The organism is Actinoplanes awajinensis subsp. mycoplanecinus, from assembly GCF_001509495.1.
GTDB classification, from domain to species: Bacteria; Actinomycetota; Actinomycetes; order Mycobacteriales; family Micromonosporaceae; genus Actinoplanes; species Actinoplanes palleronii.
This window is the reverse complement of the sequence record NZ_LLZH01000315.1, coordinates 39,383-51,149: the sequence shown is the minus strand read 5'-3', so window position 1 is coordinate 51,149 and position 11,767 is coordinate 39,383. Positions and strand designations below refer to the sequence as shown.

Annotated in this window: 13 protein-coding genes; 10 read left to right on the top strand and 3 right to left on the bottom strand. The window is 70.9% G+C overall.

Annotated features, from left to right (window positions below; all coding sequences use genetic code 11):
• A partial coding sequence (locus ADL15_RS41200; protein WP_198171250.1) for an FG-GAP repeat domain-containing protein occupies positions 1-366 on the top strand: 366 nt, incomplete at its 5' end.
• Positions 367-580: 214 nt separating this feature from the next.
• Here ADL15_RS41200 and ADL15_RS41195 read toward each other — a convergent pair.
• Positions 581-1,213 (bottom strand): aminoglycoside phosphotransferase/choline kinase family protein, encoded by a 633-nt coding sequence (locus tag ADL15_RS41195; protein WP_198171249.1) that lies wholly within the window; start codon positions 1,211-1,213, stop codon positions 581-583.
• A gap of 425 nt (positions 1,214-1,638) precedes the next feature.
• Between ADL15_RS41195 and ADL15_RS41190 the strand changes: the two genes are divergently transcribed.
• The 7 genes from ADL15_RS41190 to ADL15_RS41155 all read left to right on the top strand — a co-directional run bounded on the left by ADL15_RS41190 (position 1,639) and on the right by ADL15_RS41155 (position 7,937).
• Complete coding sequence (locus tag ADL15_RS41190; protein ID WP_067703870.1) at positions 1,639-1,878, top strand: hypothetical protein; 240 nt, start codon at positions 1,639-1,641, stop codon at positions 1,876-1,878.
• Between the two features lie 115 nt (positions 1,879-1,993).
• Positions 1,994-2,683, top strand: coding sequence for a hypothetical protein (locus ADL15_RS41185; protein ID WP_157441941.1), 690 nt, complete (start codon positions 1,994-1,996; stop codon positions 2,681-2,683).
• Between the two features lie 2 nt (positions 2,684-2,685).
• On the top strand, positions 2,686-4,389 hold the full coding sequence (locus tag ADL15_RS41180; RefSeq protein WP_067703865.1) for a hypothetical protein: 1,704 nt from the start codon (positions 2,686-2,688) through the stop codon (positions 4,387-4,389).
• A gap of 131 nt (positions 4,390-4,520) precedes the next feature.
• A complete protein-coding gene (locus ADL15_RS41175; protein ID WP_067703862.1) occupies positions 4,521-5,213 on the top strand; it encodes a type 1 glutamine amidotransferase domain-containing protein in 693 nt (230 codons plus the stop codon).
• A 222-nt stretch (positions 5,214-5,435) separates the two neighbouring features.
• Complete coding sequence (locus tag ADL15_RS41170) at positions 5,436-6,029, top strand: TetR/AcrR family transcriptional regulator (RefSeq protein WP_067703859.1); 594 nt, start codon at positions 5,436-5,438, stop codon at positions 6,027-6,029.
• A 301-nt stretch (positions 6,030-6,330) separates the two neighbouring features.
• Positions 6,331-6,960, top strand: a complete 630-nt coding sequence (locus tag ADL15_RS41165; protein ID WP_067703856.1) for a class I SAM-dependent methyltransferase family protein — start codon at positions 6,331-6,333, stop codon at positions 6,958-6,960.
• A gap of 251 nt (positions 6,961-7,211) precedes the next feature.
• Positions 7,212-7,937, top strand: a complete 726-nt coding sequence (locus ADL15_RS41155; RefSeq protein ID WP_067703850.1) for an SDR family NAD(P)-dependent oxidoreductase — start codon at positions 7,212-7,214, stop codon at positions 7,935-7,937.
• Positions 7,938-8,133: 196 nt separating this feature from the next.
• On the opposite strand, the gene ADL15_RS41150 is transcribed toward ADL15_RS41155, so the two are convergent.
• Positions 8,134-8,853, bottom strand: coding sequence for a calcium-binding protein (locus ADL15_RS41150; RefSeq protein WP_083972414.1), 720 nt, complete (start codon positions 8,851-8,853; stop codon positions 8,134-8,136).
• Positions 8,854-9,059: 206 nt separating this feature from the next.
• Here ADL15_RS41150 and ADL15_RS41145 point away from each other — a divergent pair, with 206 nt between their 5' ends.
• Positions 9,060-9,692: a DinB family protein gene (locus tag ADL15_RS41145; protein WP_067703844.1), complete on the top strand. Its 633-nt coding sequence runs from the start codon at positions 9,060-9,062 to the stop codon at positions 9,690-9,692.
• Between the two features lie 172 nt (positions 9,693-9,864).
• Entirely contained in the window at positions 9,865-10,740 is an 876-nt protein-coding gene (locus ADL15_RS41140; RefSeq protein ID WP_067703841.1) for an NAD(P)-dependent oxidoreductase, read from the top strand.
• Positions 10,741-11,034: 294 nt separating this feature from the next.
• Here the strand turns inward: ADL15_RS41140 and ADL15_RS41135 are convergent, their stop codons facing one another.
• The gene (locus ADL15_RS41135; RefSeq protein ID WP_067703838.1) at positions 11,035-11,505 is read right to left on the bottom strand and encodes a hemerythrin domain-containing protein; all 471 of its coding nucleotides are present in this window, start codon (positions 11,503-11,505) and stop codon (positions 11,035-11,037) included.
• Positions 11,506-11,767: the final 262 nt, after the last annotated feature.

The following is an 11,767-nucleotide window of genomic DNA, read 5'->3' as shown; positions in this document are numbered from 1 at the left end:
GGTGAGCGCTACCAGGTGGGCATCGGGTGGAACGACGCCACGGCGATCTGTGCCGCGGATGTCAGCGGTGACGGGCGTGTGGACGTCCTGGCCCGGTTCCCGGACGGCAATCTCTACGTCTACCCGCACATGGGCGGGACTGGCACGAGCACGTTCGGTGAGCGGTATCAGGTCGGGGTGGGCTGGAACGACGCCACCGCGATCAGCGTCGCGGATCTGAACGGTGACGGGCACGTCGACATCCTGGCCCGGTTCCCCGACGGCAACCTCTACGTCTATCCGAACACCGGCAAGACCGGCACCAGCACGTTCGGTGAGCGGTACCAGGTCGGCACCGGCTGGAACGACGCCACCGCCATCACCTGAACCACCGGACAGCGGAATCGGGGAGCCGGCCGGGTCGGCTCCCCGACCCGTGCGTGACCGGGCCAGCTCAGACATGCTGGCGCCGCCCGCCGAGGTGGACAACGAGGACACTCGGCGCTCACTCTGCGGTCGTCCGCAGCTCGTGTCGGGTGGGCCACGGTCGACCGTGGCCCAGACGGCGCCTGCGCCATGAGCACCAGCTACGAGCAGCCGGCTACTCGAGCAGGACCCGACGGATCATTTTGCGGTTCCGCGCGATCCACGAGGCGCTTCGCGCTCGCCACGTGATGCCCCACAGGACGGGATAGCCGTTGTCGGCAATCGCCGCGGTGCTGTCGACGGTCACGCCTGCGGCGACCGCCTCATGGCGTGCGCTGTGGATCGCGACGTCGGCGAGCCGATCGACCAGGTCGTCGCGCGCAGCTCGGGGCAGGCCGTATCCGTCAACGATCGCTCGCGCGTGACGAGCCCTGGTGAGCGGGCCGGGCAGGCCCTGCATGTCGGCGACGTCGTCGTCGACGAGCTGCGCGTTCAGCCATACCGTCTCGGCGAGTTCCCACAGCCGGTCCACCGGGCCGGCGAACTCCCAGTCGATGAACGCGTCGGGTCGCCCGTGTTCACCGACGATGTTCCATGGGCCGGGATCGCAGTGTCCGATCACGATGTCGTCGCCACCGAGGTCACGTAGCCAGTTCCTCTGCCACGCCGCATCGGCGGGCGGCGTGAACGTCGCCGCGGCGTCGTGCAGGCCGCGCAGCAGCATCCCTACCGCGCCCACGGCCTCGTCCGACCAGGCGTGCGGGTGCGGGGACTCTCCCGGAACGAAGCTGTACCCGTCGCCGACCACGCGCGGCGCTCCGGCGAAACCATCCCGCTCGAGATGCGTGAGTAGGGCGAAAACCGCAGGCGTCCAAGGACCCGACGTCTTTCGTACGACTCCATCTCGCAGAAACGCGTCCGCACCGTGCGTGCCGGAGCCCCAGGTACCGAGCTGCTCGCCAGACTCCACCACGTGCCCCTCGTCGCCGTTGGACCTCAAGACAGTGGGAAAGCATCACCGCGAGGAGACCAGGTCGCAAGCCCTTTACGCCGACCCGGCCGCCCATGGACGGGCGGCGGTGCGCCCGGACATGACCGACATCCGACGAAGACATCCGGGCGGGTGGCCGACGGCGGCCATCATGGAGGGCGCTCGACTTGTCGACGGGGGGTTGGCATGGGCGGCCTGCGGCATCATCGTGGTTTCGGCCGGACGCAATGGACGATCGGCATGTGTGTGGTGACGGCCGTCGTGCCGGCCACGGCCTGGCTGGTGCTCGGCGGTCCTGGCGAAACACCATCGGCCGGGACGCCTCGACCGGCAGCGTCGCCGGCAAGACCACCGGCAGCGTCTCCATCCCGGCCACTCGCCGGCCGGTCACCGTCACCAGCCTCGAGCACGCCGGCGACGACGCCCGACGAAACCCTGCCACCGCGCTCGCCTGCCTCCGGTCCGCCGGCCCCGAACCGTAATGGCGCTCCGACCGCGCCGGCCCGGCGGACGATCACGTCCGCGCCCGCCCGGCGGACGACACCGCCGCCACCTTCCCCACCGCCGGCGCCGGAGGTGCCGGTGCCGTCGGAGGGCGTGTTCGACCGTACGAGCCCGTTGCCGGAGGGTGTCCCCCGGCAGGTCGGCTTCTTTTTCGGCGGTGGGTTGGACTGCCCGGGGGAGCGGGCGAAACCGCAGATCGTCCTCGCGGCCGAGCCCGTCATCCCGAGCGAGTTCCTGCTCTGCGTCTACGGTTTCCGTGCCGGGCGGGTGACGCTCACGATCCGGCCGCCGGCCGGGAAAGCCGGCACGGCGACCCTGCGCGGCGGCAACGGCGGCGAGTCGGGATGGGAGTATCGGTATCCGCTGCGCCCCGGCGCCCCGGCCGGTGACTACCGGATCACGGCGCGGCAGGGCAGCCGCACGGCGACCGCAACGATCGCGGTGACGTATCCCGAAACCCCGCGGTTGTGGCTGGACCGACCCGGCGGCTGCCTGAAGCCCGGCGACGACGTGCACATCTACCTCGCCGGCTTCCCGGCCGGGCGCACCGTCATGCTCAACCTGTACCGGATGCACGACTACCAGACGTCGTTCCCCGCCACGACCGATGCCTACGGCTCGGGACACGCGATACTGCGGGTCGACCCCGGGACCGGGTTCAATCAGTGGGGAGTCAGCCACCCCGCGCTGGGCGACACGGTGGGTATGCCGTACGACCCGATCGTCGAGGGCCGGATCTCGGGCAATGTCTTCTGCACCGAGGCCCCGCCGGCGAAGGACTGACCGTGGGTGCGCCGGCCCGGCGAGGACGCAAGGAGACGCCACTCGCCCCGACCATCCCCGCGCAGCGGCGCGCGCTGGCGCAGGCCCTGCGCGACCTGCGCAGCGAGTGCGGGACGCCGTCCTACCGGGACCTCAGCCGGCTGGCACACTGCGCCGCCGGCACGCTGTCCGAGGCGGCCGCCGGCCGCCGGCTGCCCAGCTGGGAGACGACCAGTGCGTACGTCATGGGTTGCCTTGCGTACGCCGAGCGGCGACATGACACCGCCGCGGCCCTGCCGTGCTGGCGCGAGCGATGGCACCGGGCCCGGCTCGACGACGACTCGCCCACGCCCACGCCGGGCGACATCTCCCGGCGGGGTGTGCCGCCACCTGCGGCTCCCGTCCGGCACGCATCCCGCCGGGTACGGCCCGTCGCTGTCACGGTGCTGCTGCTGCTCACGCTCGCCGCGTTGTGCTCCAGCGACCGGCAGCACCCGTCACCGATGACCGGCCTCTACAACGTCGTGCTGGTCGCACCGGGCGGGGATGAGCAGCGGCCGGGTCTGGCCGAGCGGTTGCACCAGGTGCTCGGCGGCAGGTTGCAGGCCTGGGCGCAGGCCGACCCGGCGGTGCAGATCCGATCGGTCCGGTATGCGGGTGATGACGATGACACGTTCACCCGCGTCGCCCGCGAGCACGGGGCCGACGTCGTGCTGCGACCCATGCTGCGGGCGGACCCGCACACCGTGACGCTGTCCGTCGGTGTCCTCGTCACCGGACGGGCACTGGGGGAGACACCGGAATTCGCCGGCCGGCACGATATCGGCCTGACCGAGCCCTTCGACGTGGTGGACCGCAACCCGCGGGTCAGCGAACGCCTCGCCGACTCGGCACTGCACTACGTGGACGCGCTGGTGGCGTTCCTGCGCGGTCTCGGCGACTACGCGCTGGGTGACTTCCCGGCCGCCGAACGGGCACTGCTGAGCGCGGACCGGGAGTTCGCCGCGGCCGGCCCGCACCGGGTCCGGCGCGCGGTGGTCGATCTGATGCTCGGCAACGCCGTGGGCGCCCAGGGTGCCCGCCGTGCCGACGAGGCCGCCGATCATTTCCGGCGGGCGCTGGCCGATGACCCGGCATACCGCCGGACGGAACTGGGCCTGGCCGACGCGCTGCGTGCCGGGGTGCGGTGCGAGCCCGGCGAAGCCGCCGCGGGCCGGCTGCGCGAGGCCGCCGACCACTACCGGCGCTCACTCACGCTGCGGTCGGCCGTGGATCCGGCACAGGCGGCACTGCTGGACCTCAAGGGCCACCTCGGCCTGGGTCTGATCGACCAGTGCCTGAGCGTGATCGGCACCCAGCGGCGCTGGCGGGACGCCGATACTCACTTCACCGAGGCCCTGCGCTACGCCGACGCCGCGGCGCGGGGCGACGGTGGCCGGCATGCCCGCTGGCTCGCCGCGGAGGCCCGGGCCGGCCAGGCGCTGTCTGCGCTCGCCGGCGACCACGCCTACGACACGGCGGCGAGAGGCTACGAGGACGCGCTCACGATGATCGGCCGGATCGACGTGGTCCGACGGCCCTATCTGGAGCGGACGGCGGTCTTCTTGACGAACCTGCGCTTCGCCTACGCACAGCTCGACCGCCCGCAGGACCTGGCCCGCACCGACCGGCGCATCGCCGACCTCGACCGGCGCCTGAGCGACCTGGCGCTGCCACCGGGTCCGTAGGCCGCGCCGGCGACCCGAGGCCGTCCGTATGCCCCGGTCGCGTGACCTAGCCCCGAACTTGCCACTAGTAGACCAGTCGTCTAGTGTTCGGGGTGTGGCCGACACGGGCCGCAGCGACGAAAGGCCCTGACATGAACGTTCTGATCGTTCTGACCTCGCACGACGAACTGGGCACCACCGGCCGCAAGACCGGCTTCTGGCTGGAGGAGCTCGCGGCGCCGTATTACCGGCTGCAGCAGGCCGGTGCCACGATCACCCTCGCCTCGCCGAAGGGTGGCCGCCCGCCGCTGGACCCGAAGAGCAACGAGCCCGACTTCCAGACCGACGACACCCGCCGGTTCGAGGCGGACGCGCAGGCGTCGGCCGCGCTGGACGCCACCGTCGTGCTGAGCACCGTCGACCCGGCCGACTACGACGCGGTGTTCTACCCGGGCGGGCACGGCCCGCTGTGGGACCTCGCCGAGGACGCCGACTCGCGCACCCTCATCGAGACCACGCTGCGCTCGGGCAAGCCGGTCGCGCTGGTCTGCCACGCGCCGGGCGTGCTGCGCCACGTCACCAACCCCGACGGCACGCCGCTGGTGCAGGGGCGCCCGGTGACCGGCTTCACCAACACCGAGGAGCAGGGCGTCGGCCTGACCGAGGTCGTGCCGTTCCTGGTCGAGGACGAGCTGAAGGCCAAGGGCGGCGTCTACTCCCAGGGTCCCGACTGGGGCTCCTACGTGGTGCGCGACGGTCTGCTGATCACCGGACAGAACCCCGCCTCGTCGGCCGAGGCCGCCGACGTGCTGCTCACCCTGCTCGGCGAACCCGCCGGCGCCTGACCCACCCTGAACAGCTGAGTCACCACCTGACGAGCCGTCTATCCAAGATGTTCTTCCCTCGCTCGCGGCATCTGCCGCAAAACCCGCAAAACCGCCGAGGGTACGACCTGAGCACACCTCCACCGGAGCGCAGACGGCCGGTCAGGCGCATCCTCGACGGGCGGTGGGCGTCCCGGGCGCCCACCCAAGCCGACCGGTCTAATCAATGCGTAGGCTGGGGATATGACGGGCAAGAACACCAACCGCGACACGCGCACGGACCTGCTGCTGGCCGCCGAGCGCTCCTTCGCGCACAAGGGCTACGCCGCGGTCGGGATCAACGAGATCCTCTCCAGCGTCGGCGTGCCGAAGGGCTCCTTCTACCACTACTTCAGCTCGAAGGACGCCTTCGGCGAAGCGGTGATCGTGCGGTACTTCGAGCAGTACCTGGCGGAGATGGACGAGATCCTGAACGCCGCGGACCAGCTCTGGGCCGCCCGGATCCTGGCCTATTTCGCGTCCTGGCGGGACTCGCAGAGCTTCGGCGACTGTGAGGGCAAGTGCCTGGCGGTCAAGCTCGGCGCGGAGGTCGCCGACATGTCCGAACCCATGCGCCTGGCCCTGAAGACCGGGACGGCGAAGATCGTCGACCGCCTGGAGCGCGCGATCATCGGCGCCGCCACCGACGGATCCTCACCGTTCACCGGCGACGCCCGATCGACCGCCGACGCGCTGTACCAGCTCTGGCTCGGCACCAGCGTCATGGCCAAGGTCCAGCGCAGCCTGGCCCCGCTGGACACCGCGACGACGGTGACCCGCCAGCTGCTCGGCATCTGACCGGCCGGCGGCCCGCCGGGCGCACTACACGGAGCGTTCCCGGTCCTCCTGGCCGGACGCATCATCGTCGGCGTCAGCGCCGGCGCGGCCACCGTGGCCCTCGCCGCGCTGCCGGTGCTGGTCCCGCGGGGCACCTACGGCCCAATCGGCAGCGGCGTGGCGGCGGCGGTCACCCTGGGCACCGGCTTCCATTCATCTCTGTCGTTGCCGATGGAGAGATCGGGTTGGATCTCTTGATCCGGGTGTCACTAGGATCGGTCACTTCAGCGGACGAACGAGGAAGGCTGGTGAGCGGCGCTTCATGAGTACCGACTGGTCGGAGTGGCACGACGCTTACGCCAGGCCGAACGCCGCTCTGGGCAATCGGCTCGCTGCTGTCCGGGACCAGATCGAGCGGTACATGGACGCCACCACGTCCGACCCGGTGCGCGTGATCAGCGCCTGCGCGGGCGACGGCCGTGACCTGCTCGGCGTTCTGGCCGGGCGCAAGGACGCCGATCGCGTCAGCGCCCTGCTGGTCGAGTACGACGCCAGGCTGGCGGCCCGAGCCGGGGAGGCCGCCGCCGCGCTGCCATCGGCAGTCGAGGTTGTGCAGGCCGATGCGGCCCACAGCGACATCTACGCGCACGCAGTGCCCGCCAACCTGGTGCTTCTCTGTGGCATCTTCGGCAACATCAGCGACGCCGACGTGCGGACAACCATCGAAGCGGTACCCGAGCTCTGTGCGCCAGGAGCTGAGGTGGTGTGGACCCGTCACCGACGCGAGCCCGACCTCACGCCGTCCATCCGGGGCTGGTTCGCGGACTCAGGTTTCGAAGAAGTGGCCTTCGTCGCGCCGGAGGACGAGCTCTGGTCAGTCGGCGTTCATCGGCTCGTCACTACGCCGCGCCCGCTCGAGTTCGGCCGCCACTGGTTCACGTTCCTCCGATGAACCGGCGACAGGTGCGGTATTTCACACCGCTATGAGCACGTCGATCCGTCGTTGAAGCAACCAACCGCGAAGCAGTCCCTCACCCGGACGTCGCGGACGGGACCCGGCTGCTGGCTGGCCCGAGCGTGCCTGATGATCGCGGAAGCGGGCCGGCTCCGGGCGCGGAAGCCGGGGCCGCCGCGCGCGGTCGCCGACAGCGCGGAGATCGCACTCGCCGACTGCATCCGGGTCAGCCGGGTAAGGAGCATCTCGTGAGTCGCATTCTGGTTACCGGTTCCGCCGACGGCCTCGGCCGCTACGCCGCGCAGACGCTGCTGGCAGCCGGACACGACGTCATCGTGCACGCTCGCAACCCGCACCGGGCCGAGAGCCTGAACGCGCTGGTCGAGCGCGGGGCGCAGCTGGTGGTCGGCGACCTCAGTGAGCGGGACGCGGTGCGCCGCGTCGCCGCCGAGCTCGCCGGCGGCACCCCGGTCGACGCGGTCATCCACAACGCCGGCGTGTACACCGGGCCGGCCGTCATGCCGGTCAACGTCGTCGCCCCGTACCTGCTGACCGCCCTGCTGCCCGGCCCGCGCCGGCTCGTCTACCTCAGCAGCGGCTCGCATTTCGGCGGGCGCGCCTCCCTGACCGGGGTCGACTGGCAGGGCGAACGGGCCGGCTCCTACGCCGACAGCAAGCTGTTCGCGACGGCTCTCGCCGCCGCGGTGGCCCGGCTGCGGCCCGACGTGCTCAGCAACGCCGTCGACCCGGGCTGGGTGCCGACGAAGATGGGCGGGCCCGGCGCCCCCGACGATCTCGACCTCGGCCACCTCACACAGGAGTGGCTCGCGGTCAGCGACGATCCACGCGCACTGACCAACGGCGGTTACTGGCACCACCAGCAGCGCCGGCAGCCGCACCCGGCAGTTCACGACCAGGCGTTCCAGGACGACCTGCTGCGGACCTTGGCGCAGGAGACCGGCACCGTGCGGTGAGCGCCAGTACGTCCCCGCCAGCGCGTCGTCAACCGTGACTCGAGGCAACCTCCCGCCTCCGCAGCCGGAAAGCACCCCGGGCCCGCGCCCGGGCGGCACGTCTGCGGGCCGACACGGTCGCCCGGTCGATCGTTGTCACAGCCGTCACACTGCTTGCTCGGCCGTGGGATCGCCGGGCGACCGCCCCGGGACGACCTCAGCAGTTCTGCACGGTCGGCCCGTTCACGCACTGGTCGTCGCCGTTGCCGCCGTCGAGCGTGTTCTCACCCGGCCCGCCGTCCAGCAGGTCGGCGTCGTCGCCGCCGTCGAGCACGTCGTCGCCGGCGTTGCCGAACAGCAGGTCGTCACCCCACTGGCCGCTCAGCTGATCCTGGCCGTCCCCACCGGCCAGCAGGTCGGAGCCCAACCCGCCGGAGATGCGGTCATCGCCCGCGTCGCCGTAGACGACGTCCCGGCCGCCGTTGCCGTGCAGGGTGTCGTTGCCCGGCCCACCGTGGATGATCTCGGTGCGCTCGTCGCCGGAGACCGTGTCGTCGCCGTCACCGGTGTCGACGAAGAACGGGAACGACGGCTCACCCAGCGGGCTTCCGAACACGTCCTTGCCGGCGCCCAGCCGGATGGCAGCCGAGGTCACCCCGGCGTGCGCGCAGCGTACGGCCCGGTGGTCGCTGGAGAAGTACTCACAGCCGGCGCCCGGCACCACCAGCACGAGGTCACTCAACCAGACGTAGGTCTCGCCGATCGCCATCCGGACCGTGTTGGCGTCCTCGCCGACGGCCGTGTACTGCAGCTGCGAGCCGGACACCCGCACCTCGCCGCCACCGGCCGCCGAAGCCGGAACAGCGCCGGCCAGCGCACCCGTCCCCGCCGCGATCACACAGGCCGCGACGAATCCTCCTGCTTTTCTCCATCTCATCAGTCACGCACTCCCCTCGTGAGCCCGGCCCCCGCACCAGGGGGCCAGGACGATGCGTTACCGCACAAGCTACGAGAGGGACTACTGAGAGGCTTTCCGAGATCTGACAGTCCGATACGGCAACCGCAACGGCCGGACGAGCGCACCGACTCCGCAGGCCCGCCGTCGCCGGGTGCGAAGCCGTGAAGGGCTGGGAAGCTACTCCCATGATGATCTTGGTCGACAGTCCCGGCAGCAATCTTCTCTCGGCGGCGCTGGAGCACGCGCGCGCGAGCCTTCGGCAGATCCCCGACGACGGATGGGGGCTGCCGGCCTCCGGTCTGGACTGGACCTGCCGGGAGACGATCGCGCACATCCTGGACGACCTCGGCGCCTATACGATGCAGTTGTCCGGGACACACCGCCGGCCGGGCTGGACCCCGCTGATGGAGTTCTCGCTGACCCCCGGACGACCCCCGTGCATGTTCTGGCCCGAGGAAGAGGGCGGAACACAAGCGGTGCTCGACTGCCTGGACGCTGTCGGAGGTCTTCTGGTCGCGGTGATCGCCAGCGCGCCCGCCGACCGCACCGGCTGGCATCCGTACGGTAACCCGGACCGCTCGGCCCTGGCCGCGATGGGCATCGTCGAACTGGTCCTGCACACCCACGACATCCTGGGCGCGCACCACATCGACTATCGGGCACCGGCCCAGCTCGTGGCCCCGTGCCTGGATCGCATCTTCGCCCACGCCGACCGTTCCGACGACCCCTGGCACGACCTGCTGGCCGCCACCGGCCGTACTCCGCAGAGCCGGGGACACGCCTGGCGCTGGGACTCCACGGCGAAGCCTGTTTCCTGATCCACCTGGCGGCGCCCTGGGCGCACGCCTTCCGGCTCCGGGATGACCTTGCTGGCGCAGGCTGCAGCGCTGGACTGCGGCAGCGTGTTCGACCGGGTGTTCCCGCCGCGGACAGGCCAGGCTTCCGGAATTGGCTGCTTGCCTCGGCGTGGCCCGGTCATACCGTCGAGGAATGACCATGGGATTCATCGGGCTCGGTGTGATGGGCCAGCCGATGGCGCTCAACCTCGCCCGCGCCGGCACCGAGCTGATCGTCTGGAACCGTACCCCGGAGCGGGCCGGGCCACTGCGTGCGGCCGGGGCGCTGGTGGCCGCCGACCCGGCCGAGGTCTTCGCCAAAGCCGAGACCGTCATCGTGATGCTGGCCGACGACATCGTCATAGACGGCGTGCTCCAGCGTGGAACGGACGCCTTCGCGCGGCTGGTGGCCGGCCGGACGCTGGTGCACATGGGCACGACCGCGCCGGTGTACTCGGCCGGGCTCGCCGCTGAGGTGACGGCAGCCGGCGGAGCGTACGTCGAGGCTCCGGTCTCCGGGTCGCGCGGCCCCGCGGAGGCCGGCGACCTGGTGGTGATGATCGCAGGCGGCAACCCGGGTATCGAGGCGCTGCTACGGCCGATGTGCAAGGAGATCGTGCGCTGCGGCTCGGTACCCGGCGCGCTGCTGATGAAGCTGGCCGTCAACACGTTCCTGATCAGCATGGTGACCGGGCTCGCCGAGGCGTTCCACTTCGCTGACCGGCACGGCCTCGATCAGGGGACGCTGCTCGCCGTTCTGGACGCCGGGCCGATGGCGAGCGCCGTGTCCGGGGTCAAGGGGCGCAAGCTGCGCGACCGTGATTTCGTGGTGCAGGCGGCGGTCCGGGACGTGTGGTACAACAACCGGCTGATCATCGAGGCCGCCGAACGGGCCGGTAGCGCGTCACCCCTGCTGGCGGTCTGCCGGGAACTGCTCGCGGAGACGGACCGGGCCGGTTACGGCGGCGAGGACATGGCCGCGGTGGTGCGGGCGTTGGAAGCCCGGGCAGCCGCCGGTCCCCGCCGGTGATCGCGTTTCACCCGATGACCCCATCAGGTGCCGCCCACGACCAGCACGATGCCGGTCATGGGCCCATGTCGAAGATGATCGCGCCCGGTCCGTGGTGGAGGTCGGATCCCCGAGCTGAACGCCTCGGCCATCAAGGTCATGCGGTCCGGCTGTGTGGCGGGACCGCGAGCTTCCCAGAAGCGACGACCTGCTTCCAGCAGCTCGCGTGAAACCTCACGCTGTTGCCAACGACGCCACGCGATGTGCCGTAATCGCTGATGTGGGGGTGGCCCGCCGGTGCGGGGCCGCGATTGCCTAGAGCGGACCCAGGACTTCCTCGGGCGGCACGTCCAGCGAGAGTGTTTCGAGCACGCTGAGCAGCTGACGCTCCTCGTACCGGAAATGGCTCTCCATGATGGCCGCGACGCCCTCGAGGTGACGGTCCACCTCGGTGACCGGTGCGGCCCGATCCACCGCGGCCCGCAGTCCGCCGAGCAGGTGCGCGATCATCGAATGGTCCTGGGTGAGGTTGCGGAGCACGGGCGCCAACTGCGGGTGGGCCGCCTTGATCGCCGGGAACAGGAGGTCATCCTCACCCCGGTGGTGCCCATCAAGTGCAGCGCAGAACCCGTGGCAGAACAGCATCAGATCACGCGTTGCCGCGTCCGCGGATCGGCCTTCGGCAACCGCAGTGCGGGTGAGTTCAAGCGCTTTGCGCAGGCGCACGTGCACCTGGCGAAGCTCATGGCTCCAGGCGACGAGCCTGGTCGTCTCGCGCTCAGTCACGCGAAGACGAAGGATGCGACGTCAACATCGTCGGTCTCCCTCGGTTGGGCGCCTCCATGCCTGACACGGTCTGCCACCGGCACGCGACGCCCAGATCGTAACGCAACGAGATCAGCCGACCGAAAGGCGCCGGGGTGGCGTCCAAGCTCCCCAACATCCACATCAGTGAGATCCCGCTGGTCGTCTGCTTGCCGGTCGGGTAGGACGTGGTGATCGTGCAGATGTGCAGGATCTCGATCGCTTCGACCGCGAGACGGGCTTG

Excerpts from the sequence above, each read along its gene's own strand:
- ADL15_RS41175 (WP_067703862.1), top strand. The coding sequence starts at position 4,521 with ATGAACGTTCTGATCGTTCTGACCTCGCACGACGAACTGGGCACCACC.
- ADL15_RS41170 (WP_067703859.1), top strand. The coding sequence starts at position 5,436 with ATGACGGGCAAGAACACCAACCGCGACACGCGCACGGACCTGCTGCTG.
- ADL15_RS41165 (WP_067703856.1), top strand. The coding sequence starts at position 6,331 with ATGAGTACCGACTGGTCGGAGTGGCACGACGCTTACGCCAGGCCGAAC.
- ADL15_RS41150 (WP_083972414.1), bottom strand. The coding sequence starts at position 8,853 with ATGAGATGGAGAAAAGCAGGAGGATTCGTCGCGGCCTGTGTGATCGCG.
- ADL15_RS41145 (WP_067703844.1), top strand. The coding sequence starts at position 9,060 with ATGATGATCTTGGTCGACAGTCCCGGCAGCAATCTTCTCTCGGCGGCG.
- ADL15_RS41140 (WP_067703841.1), top strand. The coding sequence starts at position 9,865 with ATGACCATGGGATTCATCGGGCTCGGTGTGATGGGCCAGCCGATGGCG.